A 20,814-nucleotide genomic window follows, 5' to 3' on the forward strand; every position below is an offset into this window, starting at 1 on the left:
AATACTTCTATTTTAAAACAAAAAAGACTCTAGGCAAAAGGGTTCTATCTAAAAGTTAAAACAAAGTTGATTGGAACGGAAGGTACGAGACTCCTGCGGGAAAAGCGCGTCTAAGGGAGACCCCGCAGGCGAAAGCCGAGGAGGCTCCCTGACCGCCCGCGGAAAGCGAGTGCCCTACGTTCCAATCAACGTCCAAATTGTACAAGCCATAAAAAAATGTAGACAACTAGATTTTCATAGAGTTTGTTCAGGTTTAATAAAATATATTTTCATTTTCATGTTAGTATTAGAACTAAAATAGTGTATGATGCATAGTATAAGGTATGGTGTACGTCACATAGTATAGAGGAGAGGTGATTGGATGAGCACTTTACTTAATTCATTAACAACTGAGCTCCGCAGAGGAACTCTGACATTAGCGGTTCTAAGTCAGCTCAAAAGCCCCCAGTATGGGTACTCGCTTGTCCAGCGTTTAGAGAAGTCGGGAATACCTATTGATCAAAGTACTTTATATCCGTTGCTTCGCCGCCTGGAAAAGCAAGAATTGGTGACCAGCAGTTGGGATACTTCTGAAAGTAGACCACGAAAGTATTATTCTTTAAGTGATTACGGGGATGAAATCTTCAATCAGTTAAAGCAGGAATGGGAAAAAACGTCTCAAGAGCTTTATATCTTATTAAAAGGAGAGGAAGAAGATGGAGCTGATTGAACTTTATATACAGGAAGTGACCCGCAGGCTGCCAGAAAAAAACCGGGAGGATATTGCACTTGAACTTCATTCAACAATTGAAGATATGCTTCCGGAGAATTATACCGAACAAGACGTGAAAGGGGTTCTTTCAAAGTTAGGAGATCCGGCTACACTGGCAAGTGGTTATAGAGATCGGCCGATGCACCTAATTGGACCACGTTATTATGACGTATATATCAGTTTATTGAAAATGATTTTACCAATCGCGGCAGTTATTTCACTGATCGCATTACTTGGGGATGATCTGTTTAGCAATATTGGTGAAAAAACGGTCATTGAAGTTGTAATCATCATCATCGGGAAAGGGATAGCAGGTATCATCAGTACAGGGATCCAAGTATTTTTTTGGTTAACGCTTTTATTTGCCGTATTAGAACGAACGGATACTTCAAAGGATTCATTGCCCTTAACTATAGGTTTGAAACGCTGGACTCCAGATGATTTAAAACATATTCCGAACATATCAAAGAAAAAAGCGGTTCCAAAGATCGAGGTTTTTGGAAGTTTGCTAGGTATATCCATTTTTGCTGCCCTTTATTTCAATGCGGCCAATCTTTTGGGAGTCTATGAAAAAAGTAATGATGGCCTCACTTTTGTGACACCTTCTTTTAATCAAGAGGTATTGAATTCCTATTGGCCGCTGATATTTTGCATCATCATCTTAGGAGCCTTCCTCGCCATCTATAAACTGCTTGCAGGGCAATGGACTCGAAAACTTGCCTGGTTCCATGCTGGGTATCAGCTTCTGACCACAATAACTTTCATCATCATCATCAGTAATCCGAATTTATTGACCCATGAATTTATTGCGTATATGTCAAAATTATTTTCAACGCTTGAATGGCATGGTTCGATTTATTGGGGTCTCATCCTACTGACCATATTTTTTGCAGCACACGATTCTTTTCAAGGCTTCCGCAAAGCAAAAATTCGTTAAGACACAGCATGCTTGCTGTGTTTTTTTGTTTTAGGGTGTAAAGATTTGGCAGTGTAAAAACGAGATTAAGGGAAAGCAACAATTAGAGAGTGAAGGGTGTATATAAATAATGGGAAGCTCTTTAATACTGAGGTGGGAAAACATGCAAATAAAAAACCTCTTATGACATATAGTTTTTAACTATACATCATAAGAGGAACTTCAATTAAGACGTGAACTTATTGAACTGCATCGAACTGATTGACTTTCCACGTTGATCCTGACTTGTAAAAGGTAACCGTTCTTTTAACAGATTCACCGTCGACAGTAGGTACAGTTAAATTATAGGATCTAACGTTTAGTTTTTGATAGACCAATTTAATTTTTGCTTTTTTCCATTCTAACATGCCGTCGCCGTCGCCGATAGGACGGGCTAATTTTCCTTTATGGGTAATGTATTTATATTTTGACAACCCTTTTTCAACTGCATTATTAGTAAATGTTTCTGCTAAGTAGTCAGCAAGTTTATCTTTTGTATTGAATTCTTGGCAAAGGTAAGAATACTCTGTTCCTTTATAGTTGAACGTTTTTTGTGAACAAGAACGACTTTTGTATCCATGTAATGCATTCCAAAAATGCTTGCTGGCATTATCGGCTATCTTTAACGCATTTGTGTCAGATAAATTCTGTGATGTGGTTTGTGCTGTAACTCCCGAGCTTAATGTGAAAAATAGAATGATGATGGATAATAGCATACCTGAAAATTTTTTCATACTTTCTCTCCCCAATCCATATTAGGATACTTATGTAACGAAAGTGTAATTACTATTACAATTGTTACATTTATATTACAATAAACTTGCCATAAGTAAAAGAGAAATCTTGTAAATTTTATTATATTTTTTTAGTTTTCTTTAAAACATTCACAAACTGTTCATTTTAATATTTCTAAAAGGAAGGTTCACCCCATTGTAAGTGCCCATAAGTGATTTATGAGTGAGAGTGCGTTTACTTATATTCATATTACCCTTTCAAGTTCACCTAAAACCCGATTCTGAAATATTCAATATTACCTTTTCTCTAGGATAAACAAGCAAGTACATTCAATATATTTTCATTACGATAAACATATGCTCAATGAACCCGATTTTTGGGCAGATTATTAAATTAATAGTATATAAAGGTTTGACAATCTTTCCAATCTTACCGTATGATAAACAATATACTTGAATATATTCTCCTAAGGGGAGTAGCTTTTACAACAATGTCGTCATTACGGAGTAACATACTCTCGGTGTTGTTGGCAACATATCGTTGTTAGCCAGACCTTACCTAGTGGTAAAGGTCTATTTTCTGTTAAAAAACCTTTACCAAAATGGGTAAAGGTTTTTTTAGGTCTGTAGTATAAAGACTTTTCAAGAAATGTTTAAGTAGTTGGAAGATAAAAGAAAAAAATAATGATAAATGGAGTGTATTCTTTGATACTGAGAAAATCTTTGTTACTTTTAGGAATAGGGTCTGCACAGATAGATTTAATCCTTCCGAAAAATACGTATAAATCTGGTGAATGCATAAATGGTTATTTCTTGATTAAGGGTGGTACCTTGGAGCAAAGAATAAGGAGGATCGAATGTGATTTAATTATGGATACTCATTCTACCGGAATGGAAGAAGTCCTTAAGACGAGCACCATTTTGTCAACAAGAGAAATAAATTCAGGGGAAAGTAATGAAATTCCTTTTAACTTTTGTTTGCCTATATTGAATGAGCCATATAAGCGAGGTGTTTCCTATCGCCTTAAAACGAGACTAATACTTGATAAAGGGATAATAGGCAAGGATGATGACTGGATTTTAATCGATTCTGAATAAGAGTTGAAATTGAGGTGAGAACATGAATATCTTAAAATTAACTGAGCTTGCTATGGATTATTTGGAAGAATTTTTATTATTGAGGCTTTTTATATTGGCTTTAATGTTATTGGCCATTTATTATATTTTGAATAAATTGGTTGAATGGTTCTTTCGAAGGTCCTATTTTTTTGAGGAAGAAGTCGAAAAAACGATACAGGGGGTTACTCGTTCTTCTCTTAGGTACGGCATTTCCGCGCTTTTCCTCATTTATTTGATTGGACAGTTTATAGACCTAAAAGGAATTTTAGCTGGAGCTGGGATTGTAGGGGTCGTTATCGGATTTGCCGCTCAGCAAATGCTAAAGGATATTTTATTAGGATTTGTAAGGCTGTCAGATAATGAATTCCGAGTGGGGAATTTTGTGACATTTAATGGGACAAGCTCCGGAACGGTTGAAGAAATCGGAATCCGGTTCATGCAGATTCGGGAATGGTCAGGAAAACTGCTGACCATTCCACATAGTGAAATCAGGACGATTCAAAATTATAATAAAGGGAAAATGCGAATCATTGAACGCATCACGGTTAGTTACCAAGAAAATCCTGATAAGGTGAAACGGTTGTTGGAAGATATCTGTCTTATCTGCAACGAGAAGTATGGTGAAAGCCTTTTAAGACTGGAAGACGGCACACCTGAAGAGGATTTTAGATATATCGGCATCACGGATTTAAATCCGAATCTTAAATATGTTGGATATGAGCTATGTTTAGTGGGGCTTGTGAAACCAGATGATTACTTTGAAACAGCAAGAAATGTAAGGTTTGAGATGATATCTGCCTTACATGAGCACCAAATTCAAATGCCATCTTCCCATTTACTTGTACAGACAAATCCAAAACATGAACGTTTGATGGAGAACTAAAAAGAATCCTCATTTTCACTTGTGCCATTCCGGGAAAGGGTCATGAAAAAAAGGCGTTCATTCAAAGGGCCACAGCTCTTGCCAATGGAAGCGTAAGGGTATAACGGTTCTTCATTTGAAGAATGACTGTCATATAGACAAGACTTGAACAAGTTAGGTCAAAAAAATAGCATGATTTTTATGAAATTTACCTTGATTAATGTGAATGATTCGATTATTATAAACTTAACAAAAAATGGAAGGGTGACCTTTAAACAATGATCATTTAATCCTATTTTTTAAGAAAAAATGCGTGTTAAATACGATCTTTTTTTCTGGATAGGATTAGTCTGTACTTAAAAATACAAACAAAGATCATTGTATTCCTCCCATTGGGGATATTTTGCCTTTTTAATTTGTATTGTACTGCCTCCTGTCCAGATATTTGATAGGAGGTTTTTATATTGGGAAAAAACGTATCTGTACCATTAAGTAATAAGGAACCTAACATATTCACAAATCGTGTATTTCGGGCCATTATCTTTTCAGGCTTATTTTTACAAATAGGGATATGGGTACGGAATTTTGCCGTTTTGTTATTCGTCATGGAACAGACAAATGGTGATGCCTTTGCCATTTCAATGATTTCAGTAGCGGAATTTGCACCCATTTTTATTTTTTCATTTATTGGAGGAACGTTTGCGGACCGTTGGAGCCCGAAAAAAACGATGGTTTGGTGTGATATTTTAAGTGCAATATCCGTTTTTGCTGTGCTTATCGCCCTTATCTTCGGGACTTGGAAAGTGGTATTTTTTGCAACTTTGATTTCTGCGATACTTTCACAATTTTCACAGCCATCGGGCATGAAGCTATTTAAGATGCATTTGCCGGAAAGTCAAATTCAATCAGGGATGTCAATATACCAGACTGTATTTGCCGTATTCATGGTTTTAGGGCCGATCCTCGGTACATTTGCATTCCAATCATTCGGAATCAACATCTCCATAGGGATTACTGGTCTAGCGTTTTTACTTTCCGCTGGTGCGCTGGCTTTCCTTCCAAAAGATCGCAAACTGGATGCGGATACCGTAAAAACAACAATATGGCAGGAAATGAAAAGTGGAGTGAAATATGTGTTGAGGAAAAAAGAACTGAGTCTTCTTGGTTTATGTTTTCTGGCAGCTGGCCTCGGACTTGGTTTCATTCAGCCGCTTTCGATTTTCCTTGTTACTGAACAATTAGGTTTGCCAAAGGAAAATCTTCAATGGTTATTCATGGTGAATGGCATTGGTATGATTTTAGGCGGAGCTGGAGTGATGATTTTTGCCAAAAAGGTGGCGCCTCAGAGATTATTAGCCTTAGGAATGCTGATGAATGCCATTGGATTAGCGGTAATGGGGCTTTCTACAAACCTTTGGATTACACTTACCGCCGAATTCTTTAATGGGCTTATGCTGCCTTGTATCCAAATCGGAATTAATACATTGATATTGCAGAGGACAGAAGGGGAGTTCATTGGAAGAGTCAATGGAATCTTAAGCCCGTTGTTCACTGGTTCGATGGTATTGACCATGAGCGCAGCAGGTATGTTGAAAGAGCAATTTTCACTCGTTGCCATATTTGAAATCGCGGCTTTCTTTTTTATTCTTGGGATGTTTTTCATTTTGCCATTGTACAATCAAAAAATGGAAACGAAATCCGTGGAAGTTCAATAGAAGCATTAAAAAAAGGGTTGTGGAGTGATTAGCTTGACTGGAGATTATGAGATTACATTCTTCAATATAGGGAATTCCCCTAAGATGGGGTAGTTTCTTGCAGTGTGTCAATGTCTTCAATTCTATGTAGAAAGAACCTAAAGAAAGACAGCCGGAATCGGCTGCCTCAGACTGTAGATAAACTCGATGAAAATTGAGTTTGTCTACAGTTTTTTTATGGGTTTTACAATCCGTTGATTGGAACGTAGGTCACCGCTTACAGCGGGAGTCCCGCACTTTTATGCTCCAATCAACTTGTGCCTACAGTCTTTTTTGTTTTAAATGAAAGGTTACCCTTTTGACAAGGAGGTTCTCACTGCCAGGTTATTAGATAAAAGAAAGTTGTATTTTTACAATCAAACAAATTCTTGAATGACAAGTATTTTTGGAGTGCAGGTGAATACTAAAAATGGCATGTTAATAAAAATCTTTTTTTGAGACGCATATTTTGGAATATGCTAATAGCTAAAATAAAGGAGAAAAGGTAATGATCCTTAAGGATATAATAAAAGACACAATCGACTGGGTTTTGCCGAAGGACGTTGAAGATATATTCATCACAGGTGTAACCGATAACTCTAAGGAAATAAAAAATGGATACATTTTTGTTGCTGTAAACGGTTATAAGGCAGATGGACATAATTACATTAAAGATGCCATTCGTCTAGGGGCATCCGTTGTGGTTGGGGATCGAGATATAAAGGGGTTGGATGTCCCTTATATACGAGTGAAGAACAGCCGCAAAGTATTAGGGGGAATCGCTAAAAGGTTTTATGGGGATCCCAGCAATCAAAAAATAATGATAGGGATTACGGGTACGAATGGTAAAACCACAACAAGTTATATGCTTCAACAAATTTTAGAAGAGAATGGAATATCCTGTTCCGTCATAGGTACGATACAACATATAATCAATGGAAACAAAGTCGATTCTCATAATACGACTCCCGGTACGGTGGAATTGAATACCTTACTGTCTGCTAGTGAGGACATGGTTGTCATCATGGAAGTGTCTTCACATGGATTAGCCCAATACCGTTTAGAAGGAATTGAATTTGATTTCTGCGTCTTCACGAATTTATATCATGACCATCTTGATTTCCACGGAACGATGGAGGATTATTTCCTGGCGAAATTACTGCTTTTTGAAAAATTAAAAACCAATGGGCTTGCGATTATTAACGGAGATGATTTCTGGGGAGAAAAATTACAAGAATACTTACGAGAGAAGAAAGTCAGTACCTACGTTTTTGGTAAATCCAAGCGGTGCGATATATTGATCACCAATTATAACACAGCAAAGAACCCCTTTATTTCATTGAATGAGAACCATGTATCTGTGAAAATCAATTTACCATTGCCTGGACTTCATAATTTATATAACGCAACCGCAGCCTATTCGGTAGCGAAGATGTTCCCGATTAAAAAAGAGGATATTCTCTTCTCTCTTAATCGATTTTCTGGAGTTCCAGGGATATTTGAAATGTATAAAAAAGAAGATGGGCCGACAATTGTCATCGATTATGCACATACTGCTGATGCCATTCATCACATGCTTCAAACTGCAAAAGAATGCGGGGCAGAAAAGATTTATCATATCTTTGGTTTCCGTGGTGGTCGAGATACAACCAAAAGGGCAGAAATGGTTAAGGTATCTTCAGAACTAAGTGATGTATCAATTTTGACGATGGATGATTTGAATACAGAGGGGATGGAGGTGATGGAAACATCACTCCATAAACTTCAATGCGATTACTCTTCTGGAAATGGGATGGTTATTCCAGATAGGACCTTTGCTATTCAGGAAGCGTTACAAGCAGGGAAGGATGGGGATTGGATTATTATAACAGGAAAGGGAATTGAGAAATATAAACAAAATTTTGGCCTGCCTACATTTTCTGACAAAGAAACGGTAGTATATGCACAAGATAAAAACAAAGGGGATTTTATCGGTTATTTTGATCAATAGTAAATTATTCTTAAGGAATTCTGCATGCAGTTCATTATCGTAAAGTAACTTCTCCAAAATTTGGTTAGATAACGATCCGTTAGAGCTTGTACACCCTTGGTAGAAATCGTTAAGGAAAACTCTAAAATAAAAACTGTAAATAGTGTAACATCGAATCACTATTATTGTGAAAATTAGAAATGGCTTTTGTCGACAAACGGACAAGGGAGGGAAGAGATAAATCCAAATGTTCACCGCTTAGGCGTCTAACCTATTGTTTTTGGCAACAGTTACTCTTGCTTTGTATACCGGTTTGCATAACTTGAGGCAACGAAAGCATTCGGTTTAATTTTAGGTTCCACTCCCATGGACTCAATCCTGGCAACCATTTCTTTTACGAACTCACTTGTTTTGTTCCGTTTTCCAATCCCGATATCAATGTGGCCTTCCATGCTGAATGTTGCCCCTTGATATACAGCAGGCAGGACAATATCGATTAACTGATTTTTTCTTTCCTCCGTAAACATGGATACGATCCCCTCAGTTAACGACAATTCATGGGAAATACGTTCATGTAATTGCGTCATCCTTCTTGGTATCATCACTTTTCTTATACAAGCCCACACACCATTTCCGACCAGCTGGATCACAATGCCTGTAATGAAAACCGTATGTTTTTTATGTACTTGCGAATCTGTACCGATCATTAATCGATAGTTACCCGCTGGATCTAATTTCATGAAATCTACAATGTGATCGAATACCTCTTCAAATGACATGTTTTTTTCCTGGAGATTTTGAAATGGAATATTATGAAATGGATATTGCCTCATATTTTATTGCACCCAACCTTTCTCCGACTATTAATACCTATTGAAAAAAAATCTGCTTGTTCCCTTAAATACATCATATGAAGGGGATCCTTGTTTTGTGCAATAAGAAGAACCAACCCACAGATAAAGATGTTTTCATCATAAAGCAAGAATGTGTTCATATTAAGGTTGTAAAATCTTTAATGAAAACTCCAATTTAGAGCTATTGGTGGAACAAGTCACCTTGCTGATGAAGGCTCATTGTATCGCATGGTACATATATATAAATCCTTAAAAATCATCAATAGAATATTATCGTCTCCTTATATTTAATATGTAATGAAGTGAAGCCAAGAACCCGTGCTTCACTTTTTTTGTTAGAGAAATGTCACGGATGTTACGAAAAAAGCCAATTGGAGGTAATGATTGATGCAGCCTTCTTTAACGGCAGCGATTTGTGAATTTATATGTCACCCAAGTAAGAATACTGACATGATCCTAAAGATTTGCAGAGTTAGAGGTTTATGGACGGAAATCTAGCCTGCAATTATGGAATTTCTCTCTACTAACTTCCTTGAAAAAACCGTATTATATATCTATTAAAAAAAGTATGTGATGTTTTCTTACATAAACCAAGAAATCTCTCTTTTATAATAGTAAAATAAACGAATATTCAATTAATAAAGCATAGGAGAGATGAAAAATGAAAATATCTGATTTTAAAAAAAGCGGTCATGCCCCATCCTTATTAGCTTCATTCCTATATTTTGATATTAGTTTCATGATTTGGGTATTATTAGGTGCGCTTGGTGTCTATATTACAAAAGATTTCGGGCTTTCTCCAGCAGAAAAGGGTCTGGTTGTAGCTATTCCCATTTTGGGAGGCTCGTTTTTCCGGCTTGTTCTTGGTTTTTTGACAGATCGCATCGGTCCACGAAAAACTGCAATCGGAGGAATGCTTGTTACGATGATTCCACTTTTTTGGGGATGGTTATTCGGAGAAAGTTTAGCAGAACTATATTTAATTGGGATTTTACTCGGAGTGGCAGGTGCAAGTTTTGCTGCAGCACTTCCTATGGCAAGCCGCTGGTATCCCCCACACTTGCAGGGACTTGCGATGGGCATCGCGGGAGCTGGTAACAGTGGAACTTTGTTTGCGACATTGTTTGGGCCGCGTATTGCAGAGTCTATTGGCTGGCATAATGTGATGGGTTTAGCATTGATTCCTTTAACCATCGTGTTTGTCATTTATATTTTAATCGCAAGGGACGCGCCATCTCAACCGCCTGCAAAACCGCTCAAGGAATATTTAAACGTATTTAAAATAAGAGATACTTGGTATTTCTGTATTCTCTATAGTGTTACTTTTGGGGGATTTGTTGGGTTTACTAGCTTTTTAAGCATCTTTTTTGTTGATGAGTATGGGTTAACAAGAGTAAGGGCCGGGGAGTTTGTCACATTATGTGTCATCGCTGGAAGCTTTTTTCGTCCCGTGGGAGGATTTATTGCCGATAAAATAGGTGGAGTTAAACTGCTTATGTTTTTATTCATTGGACTTACATTATGTATGTTTGGAATTAGCTTTCTTTATTCATTTTCTACCGTTACAATCTTACTGTTTATCGGAATGCTATTTCTTGGTATGGGCAACGGAGCTGTCTTTCAGTTAGTTCCACAGAGATTTTCTAACGAAATTGGTTTTATTACTGGCATTGTTGGAGCTGCTGGAGGTGTTGGTGGATTCTTGGTCCCTAACATACTTGGAACATTAAAACAGATTACCGGAACATACGCTACAGGATTTGTAGTGTTTTCAGCAATTGGAATTGTGGCGTTCATGATCTTGGTTCTAGCTCAGCTTTCATGGAGAAAAACGTGGGTACTTGGAAAGAATTCAGTTAAGATTTAAATCCATGTAGTTATACTGGCTTCTTTCATTTTTTGTTGGGGGGATAAAATGAATAAACAAAAGCTAGTCTTAGTAGGGAACGGAATGGCGGGATTGCGCTGCATTGAGTCGATTATAAGAAATGATCCGAATGCTTTTGAGATTACTATTTTCGGAAGTGAATCACATGTTAACTATAATCGAATCTTATTGTCGTCTGTGCTGCAAGGCAATACCTCGTTTGAAGATATTACGCTAAATGAACGGAACTGGTATACGAAGCATAATATCCAATTATACACGGGAGAAACGGTCGTAAAAATCGATAAAGAGACTCGGAAGATAAAAACAGACAAAGAAAGGGAAGTCCACTACGATAAGCTCATATTTGCCACAGGTTCTGTCCCATTTATTCTTCCAGTTACCGGTTTTGATAAAGAAGGAGTTATTGCCTTTCGGACGATTGAAGATTGCCAAAGGATGATTGAAACTTCACGGAAGTATAAAAAAGCCGTTGTCATTGGAGGAGGTTTATTAGGTCTAGAAGCAGCGAGAGGGCTGCTAAATCTTGGCATGGAAGTGAATGTCGTTCATATTTCTAGACATTTAATGGAAAGGCAGCTTGATACAACGGCATCCGTTTTGCTTCAAAAAGAGTTGGAAGACCAGGGAATGCACTTTCTTTTAAAAAAGGAGACACAGGAGATAATCGGCAATGAGCGTGTAGAGCGAGTCCGTTTTAAAGATGGAACGGAGCTGGAAGCCGATTTAGTTGTCATGGCTGCGGGAGTCAGACCGAATATACAGTTGGCCAAAGAAAGCGGAATTGATACAAATCGTGCCATTATTGTAAACGACCATTTAGAAACAAGCATCCCTCATATTTATGCGGTGGGTGAATGTGCTGAACATCAGGGCATTGTTTATGGACTGGTGAAACCTCTATATGAACAAGGAGAAGTGCTGGCAAAGCACATTTGTAAGATGAAATGCCATGGATACCAGGGTTCGGTGCTTTCGACCCAGTTGAAAATATCAGGTGTTGAGTTATTCTCTGTTGGACAATTCCTAGGGGATGAAACGACGAAATCAATCACAACTTTCGATGAATTAGATGGTATTTATAAAAAAGTGGTCTTTCAAGGGAAAAAAATCATAGGTGCTGTGCTTTATGGAGATACAAAGGTCAGCTCGCGATTACTTGATCTGATTTTAAAGGGGCAAGAAGTATCGACAGAGGCAAAAAGTATGCTGTTTCACTCATCAGATACGAGTGAGGGTGTAATCGCATCTATGGCAAATCATGAAATCATTTGCAATTGTAATGCTGTTTCAAAAGGGGCAATCATTGATGCCGTTCAAAATAAAGGGTTAACAACTGTGGAACAAATTAAACAATGTACAAAGGCTTCCGGTTCTTGCGGTGGGTGTAAGCCGGCAGTGAACGAGCTTTTGGCATTTATTCAAAGTAATCCTATTGATGATTCTAAGATACAAAAGGTAATGTGCTCATGTACGACATTAACGGAAGATGAAGTGGTGTATCAAATGCAGCTTCAAGACTTAACATCTGTTCAAGCAGTGATGGATGTTCTGGATTGGGGAAATAGCGAAGGTTGTGCAACATGCCGGCCAGCCCTGAGCTATTATTTAGGAATGATTCATCCAGAGTATGAGATTGAACAGGAAACTCTTTACATAAACGAACAAAAGAATGCAACCGTTCAAAGTGATGACAGATTCTCTGTTATCCCACAAATGTACGGCGGTATGACGAATGCGAAAGACTTGCGAAAAATTGCAAATGTTGCAGATAAATATGATATATCGCAGTTAGCCATAACAAGTGAACAAAGGATTCATTTAATGGGTGTAAAAAAAGAAGACCTTCCAGGTGTGTGGGCTGATTTAGATATGCCGTTAAGTTCGAAATATGGCAATACCGTTCACAACGTCAAAACATGTATCGGGGAACATGTTTGCCATTGTGATAAACAACAATCCATTTTACTTGCTGTAGACTTGGAAAAAAGATTGGAGCATCTATTAACACCTTACCGTATAAAGATGGGCATATCCGCTTGTATGCATAATGGTGCAGGATCAACAACGAAAGATATAGGAGTTATGGGCATTGACAGGGGCTGGGAAATCTATGTGGGCGGAAGCAGCGGGCGTAATGTACGTGCCGGTGAACTGTTATGTGTAGCCAGGACAAATGAAGAAGCGATTGAAATCATCATCGGCTTTATTCAATATTATCGTGAGACAGCTAACTATTTAGAACGTACTTGGCAATGGATTGAACGAGTGGGATTAATTCATGTTAGGGAAGTATTATTTGATAAAGAGCTTAATCAGCAACTGTCTCAACGATTGGAAATGGCGTAGCTCGGAGAAAGCAGTGGCAAGTACACCTTTCTTTGCTTTAAGACATACGGTAAATGTCAGTTAAAGATGAAAACGTTCCAAAGAAATCCATGAGTAAAGGGTGGGAGACTTGACTGAATTACTATTAAAGTATTTCCGTATGAAGCAAATTGAAGTCCAATCAGAAAAAAGATATGATACACAATGTCCATTTTGCAGCGTGCAATGTAAGATGCAGTTGCTGGAACAAACAATAGTCACAAGAAAAAAGTATATGACAATTGGAAAAGATAATCCAACCTCAGAGGGGCGCTTATGCATTAAAGGCATGAATGCACACCAACATGCGTTGCATAACGATCGAATTAAATACCCTTTGCTTAAAAAAAATGGTGAATTTGTTCGCATATCTTGGGAGGAAGCATTAAACCATATTAAGGAGAATTTCAATAAGATTCAAACGGAAGATGGTATAAATGCATTATCCGTTTACGGAAGTGCCTCCATTTCGAATGAAGAAGCTTATTTACTCGGGAAATTTGCAAGAGTAGCTTTGAAGACAAAGTATATTGATTATAATGGCCGTTTGTGTATGTCCGCGGCTGCTTCTGCTGCAAGTCAAACATTTGGTATGGACAGGGGCCTGACCAATAGCTTGTCAGAAGTTCCGTTCACAAAGTGCATTATCTTGGCGGGTACAAATATCGCGGAATGCCAACCGACAATCATGCCGTACTTTGAGAAAGCGAAAGAGAATGGGGCATATATCATTGCTGTTGATCCGCGAGAAACAGCAACAACGAAAATGGCTGACTTACATCTGAAAGTAAAACCTGGGATGGATGCCGCCTTAGCAAACGGATTATTGAAAGTAATCATTGATGAGGGGCTTATTGATGAAACATTTATTCTGGAACGTTCAAATGGCTTTAAGGAAGTTAAAGAGTATGTTTCCTCTTTAAAATTGGAAGAGATTGCATCGTTGTCTGGAGTTCCAAGCGAACAAATCCGTAAAGCAGCTACAATCTTCGGGGAAGAAAAATCAGGGATGATTTTTACAGCAAGGGGTGTTGAGCAACAAACAGATGGTTCTGCGGCCGTTCGTAATTTCCTTAATATTCTTATCGCTACAGGCAAAATCGGTAAAGTAAATTCGGGTTATGGAGCAATTACTGGACAGGGAAATGGACAGGGAGCAAGAGAGCATGGCCAAAAGGCAGACCAGCTGCCGGGGTATCGTATGATTGAAAATGAAGAACACAGATTACATATGGCAAGAATATGGGGAACCGATGTTGATGATTTGCCAAGAAAAGGTGTATCAGCATTCGAAATGATAGAGAAAATAAATGAAGGTGAAATTACCGGCATGTTTTTAATGTGCTCTAATCCTATTGTCTCTAACCCTAATGCTAACTTTGTTAAAAAAGCTTTGAAAAAATTAAAGTTTCTTGTCGCAGTAGATATGTTTGTTTCAGAAACTGCTAGATTGGCAGATTTAATTTTACCTACTTCTTCTTATTTGGAGGATGAAGGAACGATGACAAATTTAGAGGGACGAGTCACCTTGAGGGAAGCAAGTTTTTCATCACCGGGAGAAGTAAAGCATGATTGGCAAATCATTTGCGACATAGCAAAAGTTCTTGGAAAAGGGGAGCATTTCTCCTTTCAATCTGCAGAAGAGATTTTCAACGAGTTAAGAGTGGCAAGCCGCGGGGGAGCTGCTGATTATTATGGTATATCGTATGATCGTCTAAGAAAAGAAGGAGGCATTTTGTGGCCATGTCCAAACCTTGACCATAAAGGGACAAAACGGTTATTCGAATCGTCTTTTGCGCACCCAGATGGAAAGGCAGCTATGGTTGTCGTTAATAATGAGCCTATTGTTCCAAAAGAACGGACATGTATGGAGTTTCCCCTTTACTTAACAACTGGAAGGGTCATGTCACAATATTTAACAGGAGTACAAACGAGAAAAAGCTCATCATTGGCAGCAAGAAATTTTGAATCATTTATGGAAATTCATTCGGATACAGCCAAGAAATATCACATTCCAGACAATTCTTTGGTCAAAATTGAATCAAGGCGGGGAAGTATTGTTGTAAGAAGTAAATGGTCAGATACCATTCGTCATGATACTATATTCGTTCCCTTTCATTGGGCAGACTCACAAAATGTCAATCGGCTCGTGTCGCAGGATTTAGACCCGACATGCAAAATGCCTGGTTTTAAAGTCAGTGCGGTAAACGTGAATCCTATTATTGAGAAAGCGTCGAATTAAAGTGATATAACAAGGCAGGTTCTATGCTGTTTCAATGAAGATTAAAATACACACCCGAATGAAATTTCGAGGAAAAAGCATTTGTTCATGACTCATGAAAAAAGGGGCAATAGTATGGGAAAAGGTAAGGTTTATATTGTTGGTGCCGGACCTGGGGATCCAGATCTAATAACTGTCAAAGCAACCAAATGCATCGCGCAAGCAGATGTTATTCTGTATGATCGATTGGTAAATCGTGATTTGCTGCTATACGCCAAGAAGGATGCTGAATTCATTTATTGTGGTAAAGCGCCTGGTAAACATTGTGTCTCCCAAGTGGAAATTCACCAATTGTTAATCAGTAAATCAATGGAGGGGAAAATGGTCGTTCGTTTAAAGGGGGGAGATCCTTTCATATTTGGACGAGGCGCTGAGGAAGCGGAAGAGCTTGTAAAGCACGGTATTCAATTTGAAATAGTTCCTGGAATTACATCAGGAATTGCTGCGCCAGCTTATGCGGGAATTCCCGTGACGCATAGGGAGTGGGGAAGTTCCTTTGCAATTGTCACAGGACACTGTAAGAACGGTAAACTGGATAACATCCACTGGCACCATTTGGCACATGGTGTTGACACGATTGCTATTTATATGGGAATTAATAACCTTCCTTATATATGCAGTCAATTACAATCATGTGGAATGAAACCCAAAACCTCTATAGCGGTTATTGAACAAGGAACGACTGGCTTTCAACGGACCGTTACAGGCACGATCGATACAATTGTGGAGGTTGTTAAAAGGGAGGGGATCTCCAATCCCGCAATGATTGTAATAGGAGAAGTAGTGAAATTATCCGGTACATTATCATGGTTTTCAGAAAGGACAAAAGATAAGGAGTTCGTACAGAAGGAATGAATTTGGTCATTCTTTATTACCTAGCTAGTTCCCTCGGATAAAAGAGGTCAGTTCAAAATCCCATTTTAGGAATTCGGTCTCACTTCGTTAATGAAATAATATCGACCGAACAAAGTGAGACTCCCCTTTATCGCTATGAATCTCCAGTAAATGAAAAAAGGACATGGAAGATGCCATATCCCTAGCAATGTTAGATTAGTAAACAAACTTTAGGGCGAAAAAGCAAGGTGTAAATTCGGGAATAGGTTTATCGGCGTCTGAACATGTGCGCTATTGAACAAAATTGAATCGTACATATTGCCGGAAGTGACACAAAATCAATTGCGCATCCCAAAGTGAGCATTTAATTGACCTTGCAGCATTTTTTTTCGCATTTTTTCCTGTTCGATTTTTTTGTTTTCTTTTAATTTTTCCTGTCTAATTTCATTGGTTTGTACTCCATCCTCTATTTTATCGGCGATTTCCACTAATGCCTTGACGTCGGAAAAAGAGTATTTACGGTTACCTCCCTTAGACCTTTCGGGGAAAACTAGTTTTCTTTCTTCATAATAGCGGATCTGTCTATCTGATAGTCCGGTTAATTCTCTGACCACTCCTATGGAAATTACTTTTCTGTCTATATAAGATTCTTTTTGCTGGACGATGAAAATCACCTCATTTTTGATTAATGCTAGTTCAATAAGGTTATTATATCCTAATTTTCTGAATATTTGTAATAAAAACTAACATTAATTATTAATTTTCAAAAATCATGTAAGATTTTATAACACACTTGTTGTTATAAATAGTGACCTCACCTATAATCAAACACATAATCCTTTCAAAAAAATCTTATTGGGGGAAAAAACATGGCTAAGCAGAAATTGGCACTCATTGGGAATGGTATGGCTGGAGTAAGATGTATAGAAGAAATTTTGAAAATTCAACCAGAAATGTTTGAGGTTACTGTCTTCGGAAGTGAGCCACATCCGAATTATGATCGAATCCAACTATCGAATGTATTGCAAGGGGCTACGACGATAGATGATATAACAATAAATGATTGGAACTGGTACAAAGAAAACAATATTACACTTTTTTCAGGTGAAACGGTCATGAACATCGACATGGCAAAGCAAATCATTTACTCAGATACAAATCGTGAAGTCGAATATGATCAATTAATTTTAGCTACCGGATCAATCCCTTTCATACTACCTATAAAGGGGGCGGATAAAAAAGGAGTGACAGCCTTTCGAAATATTGAAGATTGCGAAAAAATGATTGAATATTCAAAAAGCAATAAAAAGGCTGCAGTTATTGGTGGAGGATTACTGGGTCTTGAAGCAGCCAGGGGTCTTTTAAATCTAGGAATGCAGGTAGAGGTTATTCACCTTTCGGAATATTTGATGGATAGGCAGTTAGATCCAACAGCAGGAAAAATGCTGCAAAGGGAACTTGAAAGCCAGGGAATGAATTTTCATCTGGGGAAGCAGACTCAAGAGGTTTTAGGTGAAATTGATGTTAAAGGATTACGCTTTAGTGATGGCGATGAAATCAGCGCCGATTTAGTGGTCATGGCAGTTGGGATTAAACCAAATGTTCAAATGGCCCAAAAATGCGGCATCCCTGTCAATCGAGGAATTATCGTGGACGATTATATGCAAACTAGAATCCCGAATATTTTTGCGGTTGGTGAATGTGCGGAACACCGTGAGATGGTATATGGTTTGGTCGCTCCCCTTTATGAACAGGGCAAAGTACTAGCCAAAAGGATTTGCGGGATGGAAGGCAAAGCCTACGAGGGTTCAGTGCTCTCTACTAAGCTAAAAATATCCGGTGTTGATGTATTTTCGGCTGGAGAAATTTTCGAGGATGAACAAGCTAAATCAATCAAGGAATTTAATGAATGGAATGGTACTTACAAAAAAGTAATGATTCGAAATGGGAGAATTTCTGGTGCGGTATTATTCGGGGATACCACAGAAAGCAATAACCTATTGAGCATGATTAATAAAAATGCTGAAGTTTCCGAATATTTAGAAGTTGGAGCGAGTGAAGGACCCAGTGTCAGCCTGGTCACTACGATGTCAAATGAAGATATCATCTGTGGTTGTAATGGAGTAACGAAAGGCGATATCATGACGGCTATCGAATCTAATGGGTTAACGAGTATTGAGGAAGTAAAAGGCTGCACAAGTGCTTCAAGATCGTGCGGAGGATGTAAGCCGTTAGTCGGTGATATTCTCGAGATGACATTGGGCGCTGATTTCAGTGAGTCAAACCAGAAGGAATCCATATGCACGTGCACCACTTTATCCAGAGATGAGGTTGTTGCTGAAATACGCGAAAAAAATCTGACCCATACTCGAGAAGTTATGAATGTTCTCGGCTGGAATACAAGTGACGGATGCTCGAAGTGTAAACCGGCACTGAACTATTACTTAGGGATGATTCATCCTGTTGAATATGAAGATGAAAAAGAATCCCGCTATGTCAATGAAAGACTGCATGCAAATATTCAAAAGGATGGCACATTTTCTGTTGTGCCAAGAATGTATGGGGGCGTCACTAATCCTGATCAATTACGGAAAATAGCAAATGTTGCCGATAAGTATAATGTTAAGTTACTTAAGGTTACAGGCGGGCAAAGAATAGATTTGTTCGGTGTTGAAAAAGAAGACCTTCCAAGTGTATGGGCCGACCTGGATATGCCTTCTGGATATGCATATGGAAAAACCCTCCGAACTGTGAAAACATGTGTCGGTGAAAACTTTTGCCGCTTTGGCACCCAAGATTCAATTGGGCTGGGCATTGCCCTGGAGAAGAAATTTGAACGTGTAGGCACACCGCATAAGGTTAAGATGGCTGTGTCTGCATGTCCTCGTAATTGTGCTGAATCCGGTATCAAAGATCTTGGTGTTGTCGGTGTAGACGGTGCGTGGGAAATTTATATTGGCGGCAACGGCGGAACCCATTTAAGAGCCGCTGAATTATTATGCAAGGTGAAAACAAGTGATGAGGTAATTGAAATTACAGGTGCATACATTCAACATTATCGGGAGACAGCCAATTATTTAGAAAGAACGTCTGTCTGGGTTGAGCGTGTAGGGGTCGATTCCATTAAGGCGATTACTAGTGATAAGCAAAAAAGGATTGAGCTTAATCAACGTTTAAATGAAGCTTTATCTGTATTGCAAGAACCGTGGAAAGAAATCATTGAGAGCAATGCGATCCAAACCGGTTTATTTCAAAAAGTGAAAATTCCAGCTATATCAAATAAATGAATATGGGGGAAGCCTAAATGGGGAAAACGCTTCAAAAGATAAAGGTTTCAACAGTAAAGGAAATGCCAAAAAATCTGGGGAAAACAGTAACCATAGGCTCTCAAGAAATTGCTCTTTTTCATTTAGCTAATGGTGAATTCCGGGCTATTGAAAATCGGTGCCCACATAAAGGTGGAGTTCTGGTGGAAGGCATTGTGAGTGGTGATCACGTCTTTTGCCCGATGCATGACTGGAAAATCAGTGTCAAGAATGGAAAAGTCCAAAAACCTGATAATGGCTGCGTTAAAACATTCAATGTTGAAATAGAAAATGGTGATGTTTATATTGTTTTATAAAATTGAATGTAAAAGAAAAAGGTTGATCGGGAACATGGATAGCCCTTTTAAGGACTACCCATTTCAGTTTGTAGACAAAAGGGGTTCGGAATTAAAAAATTCCGAACCCCTTTTGAAATCCCTTTAGAATTTTCGCCCGAAGGGCAATGGTAACCATCAAAGTGTTCATCGTAAACATAGTCATGTTTGCGAAAGTATCCTTTTTTTTGCGAGGACGTGTATAGGGGAAAGCAGGTGATTTCTTTGCTTAATAGGAAGCTAGTAATCGCTGGCGTTTTATAAGCTGCATCTGCGGCAACTGCTTCCGGTTTTCCAACCTTCTCAATCACTTGTTCAACAGTGTTCTAAGATATGACTGTCATGTGTATTACCCAGTGTTACAATCGTTCTTAATACAAAACCGTTGCGGTCTGCGGTCGAGTGGAATGAATAGGCAAACTGTTTTGTTCCTTCATCTCCCACATAATAGCCACTCTCAAGATCTGTTTTACTTTTTTTAATTGCTTTGTTTTCTACCTTATCAAATTTATCTGGTGGAAAAGGCTTTTTTTCATGGTTTTCACGAACTTGATTTATTTCATCTTGAAGGCGTCCTACCTCAGAATACATATCTTTTACCAAATCATAAATGAAAGAAAAGTCAATGGCCGCCTCCATTTTTTCGATCCAAGTGATTCGCTGGAACCAATTGATCAAAAGTAATCACTTCAAGTTGATCTCGCTGAATAGAATCATGTTTAGAAAGCATCCTCATCACCTCAAGTTTTTTTACTTTCATTTTAAAACAAAAAAGACTGAAAGCAAAAGAGGTTCTATCTAAATTTATAAATAAGTTGATTGGAGCG

At 38.3% G+C, this 20,814-nt stretch carries 15 protein-coding genes and 1 pseudogene; 12 read left to right on the forward strand and 4 right to left on the reverse strand.

What is annotated here, in order from left to right; genetic code table 11:
* Nucleotides 1-361: 361 nt before the first annotated feature.
* Together LQ203_RS04020 and LQ203_RS04025 are read left to right on the forward strand one after the other, a co-directional pair.
* Complete coding sequence (locus LQ203_RS04020; protein WP_230155912.1) at nucleotides 362-709, forward strand: PadR family transcriptional regulator; 348 nt, start codon at nucleotides 362-364, stop codon at nucleotides 707-709.
* The gene (locus LQ203_RS04025; RefSeq protein ID WP_230155914.1) at nucleotides 696-1,688 is read left to right on the forward strand and encodes a hypothetical protein; all 993 of its coding nucleotides are present in this window, start codon (nucleotides 696-698) and stop codon (nucleotides 1,686-1,688) included. The genes LQ203_RS04020 and LQ203_RS04025 overlap by 14 nt, the downstream gene beginning before the upstream one ends.
* Nucleotides 1,689-1,906: 218 nt before the next feature.
* Here the strand turns inward: LQ203_RS04025 and LQ203_RS04030 are convergent, their stop codons facing one another.
* The gene (locus tag LQ203_RS04030) at nucleotides 1,907-2,440 is read right to left on the reverse strand and encodes an IseA DL-endopeptidase inhibitor family protein (protein ID WP_230155915.1); all 534 of its coding nucleotides are present in this window, start codon (nucleotides 2,438-2,440) and stop codon (nucleotides 1,907-1,909) included.
* A 705-nt stretch (nucleotides 2,441-3,145) separates the two neighbouring features.
* Here LQ203_RS04030 and LQ203_RS04035 point away from each other — a divergent pair.
* The 4 genes from LQ203_RS04035 to LQ203_RS04050 all read left to right on the forward strand — a co-directional run bounded on the left by LQ203_RS04035 (nucleotide 3,146) and on the right by LQ203_RS04050 (nucleotide 8,144).
* Nucleotides 3,146-3,538, forward strand: coding sequence for a sporulation protein (locus LQ203_RS04035; protein WP_230155917.1), 393 nt, complete (start codon nucleotides 3,146-3,148; stop codon nucleotides 3,536-3,538).
* A gap of 22 nt (nucleotides 3,539-3,560) precedes the next feature.
* The gene (locus LQ203_RS04040; RefSeq protein WP_230155919.1) at nucleotides 3,561-4,442 is read left to right on the forward strand and encodes a mechanosensitive ion channel family protein; all 882 of its coding nucleotides are present in this window, start codon (nucleotides 3,561-3,563) and stop codon (nucleotides 4,440-4,442) included.
* Between the two features lie 443 nt (nucleotides 4,443-4,885).
* Nucleotides 4,886-6,136 carry an MFS transporter gene (locus LQ203_RS04045; RefSeq protein ID WP_290370517.1) on the forward strand — a complete coding sequence of 417 codons (1,251 nt, stop codon included), beginning with the start codon at nucleotides 4,886-4,888 and terminating at the stop codon, nucleotides 6,134-6,136.
* A gap of 526 nt (nucleotides 6,137-6,662) precedes the next feature.
* Nucleotides 6,663-8,144, forward strand: coding sequence for a UDP-N-acetylmuramoyl-L-alanyl-D-glutamate--2,6-diaminopimelate ligase (locus LQ203_RS04050; RefSeq protein WP_230155920.1), 1,482 nt, complete (start codon nucleotides 6,663-6,665; stop codon nucleotides 8,142-8,144).
* A 269-nt stretch (nucleotides 8,145-8,413) separates the two neighbouring features.
* On the opposite strand, the gene LQ203_RS04055 is transcribed toward LQ203_RS04050, so the two are convergent.
* Nucleotides 8,414-8,956, reverse strand: a complete 543-nt coding sequence (locus tag LQ203_RS04055; protein WP_230155923.1) for a ribonuclease H-like YkuK family protein — start codon at nucleotides 8,954-8,956, stop codon at nucleotides 8,414-8,416.
* A gap of 682 nt (nucleotides 8,957-9,638) precedes the next feature.
* Between LQ203_RS04055 and LQ203_RS04060 the strand changes: the two genes are divergently transcribed.
* From LQ203_RS04060 to cobA, 4 genes are all read left to right on the forward strand, one after another.
* Nucleotides 9,639-10,844 (forward strand): nitrate/nitrite transporter, encoded by a 1,206-nt coding sequence (locus tag LQ203_RS04060; RefSeq protein WP_230155925.1) that lies wholly within the window; start codon nucleotides 9,639-9,641, stop codon nucleotides 10,842-10,844.
* 48 nt (nucleotides 10,845-10,892) lie between these two features.
* Nucleotides 10,893-13,214: a nitrite reductase large subunit NirB gene (gene nirB, locus LQ203_RS04065; RefSeq protein WP_230155927.1), complete on the forward strand. Its 2,322-nt coding sequence runs from the start codon at nucleotides 10,893-10,895 to the stop codon at nucleotides 13,212-13,214.
* A gap of 109 nt (nucleotides 13,215-13,323) precedes the next feature.
* Complete coding sequence (locus LQ203_RS04070; RefSeq protein WP_230155929.1) at nucleotides 13,324-15,474, forward strand: molybdopterin oxidoreductase family protein; 2,151 nt, start codon at nucleotides 13,324-13,326, stop codon at nucleotides 15,472-15,474.
* Nucleotides 15,475-15,588: 114 nt separating this feature from the next.
* Nucleotides 15,589-16,368, forward strand: a complete 780-nt coding sequence (gene cobA / locus LQ203_RS04075) for a uroporphyrinogen-III C-methyltransferase (RefSeq protein ID WP_230155933.1) — start codon at nucleotides 15,589-15,591, stop codon at nucleotides 16,366-16,368.
* Nucleotides 16,369-16,685: 317 nt separating this feature from the next.
* Here the strand turns inward: cobA and LQ203_RS04080 are convergent, their stop codons facing one another.
* The gene (locus LQ203_RS04080; RefSeq protein ID WP_290370518.1) at nucleotides 16,686-16,961 is read right to left on the reverse strand and encodes a MerR family transcriptional regulator; all 276 of its coding nucleotides are present in this window, start codon (nucleotides 16,959-16,961) and stop codon (nucleotides 16,686-16,688) included.
* 255 nt (nucleotides 16,962-17,216) lie between these two features.
* Here LQ203_RS04080 and nirB (LQ203_RS04085) point away from each other — a divergent pair, with 255 nt between their 5' ends.
* Together nirB (LQ203_RS04085) and nirD are read left to right on the forward strand one after the other, a co-directional pair.
* A complete protein-coding gene (gene nirB, locus LQ203_RS04085) occupies nucleotides 17,217-19,634 on the forward strand; it encodes a nitrite reductase large subunit NirB (protein ID WP_230155935.1) in 2,418 nt (805 codons plus the stop codon).
* 17 nt (nucleotides 19,635-19,651) lie between these two features.
* Entirely contained in the window at nucleotides 19,652-19,969 is a 318-nt protein-coding gene (gene nirD / locus LQ203_RS04090; protein ID WP_230155938.1) for a nitrite reductase small subunit NirD, read from the forward strand.
* Nucleotides 19,970-20,100: 131 nt separating this feature from the next.
* Here the strand turns inward: nirD and LQ203_RS04095 are convergent.
* Nucleotides 20,101-20,717: pseudogene (locus LQ203_RS04095) on the reverse strand (transposase); the annotation flags it as partial.
* Nucleotides 20,718-20,814: the final 97 nt, after the last annotated feature.

Source organism: Peribacillus sp. Bi96, assembly GCF_918698115.1.
Lineage (GTDB): Bacteria > Bacillota > Bacilli > Bacillales > DSM-1321 > Peribacillus.

Coding starts and splice junctions, on each gene's coding strand:
- LQ203_RS04020 (WP_230155912.1), top strand. CDS start 362: ATGAGCACTTTACTTAATTCATTAACAACTGAGCTCCGCAGAGGAACT.
- LQ203_RS04025 (WP_230155914.1), top strand. CDS start 696: ATGGAGCTGATTGAACTTTATATACAGGAAGTGACCCGCAGGCTGCCA.
- LQ203_RS04030 (WP_230155915.1), bottom strand. CDS start 2,440: ATGAAAAAATTTTCAGGTATGCTATTATCCATCATCATTCTATTTTTC.
- LQ203_RS04040 (WP_230155919.1), top strand. CDS start 3,561: ATGAATATCTTAAAATTAACTGAGCTTGCTATGGATTATTTGGAAGAA.
- LQ203_RS04050 (WP_230155920.1), top strand. CDS start 6,663: ATGATCCTTAAGGATATAATAAAAGACACAATCGACTGGGTTTTGCCG.
- LQ203_RS04055 (WP_230155923.1), bottom strand. CDS start 8,956: ATGAGGCAATATCCATTTCATAATATTCCATTTCAAAATCTCCAGGAA.
- LQ203_RS04060 (WP_230155925.1), top strand. CDS start 9,639: ATGAAAATATCTGATTTTAAAAAAAGCGGTCATGCCCCATCCTTATTA.
- nirB (WP_230155927.1), top strand. CDS start 10,893: ATGAATAAACAAAAGCTAGTCTTAGTAGGGAACGGAATGGCGGGATTG.
- cobA (WP_230155933.1), top strand. CDS start 15,589: ATGGGAAAAGGTAAGGTTTATATTGTTGGTGCCGGACCTGGGGATCCA.
- nirB (WP_230155935.1), top strand. CDS start 17,217: ATGGCTAAGCAGAAATTGGCACTCATTGGGAATGGTATGGCTGGAGTA.
- nirD (WP_230155938.1), top strand. CDS start 19,652: ATGGGGAAAACGCTTCAAAAGATAAAGGTTTCAACAGTAAAGGAAATG.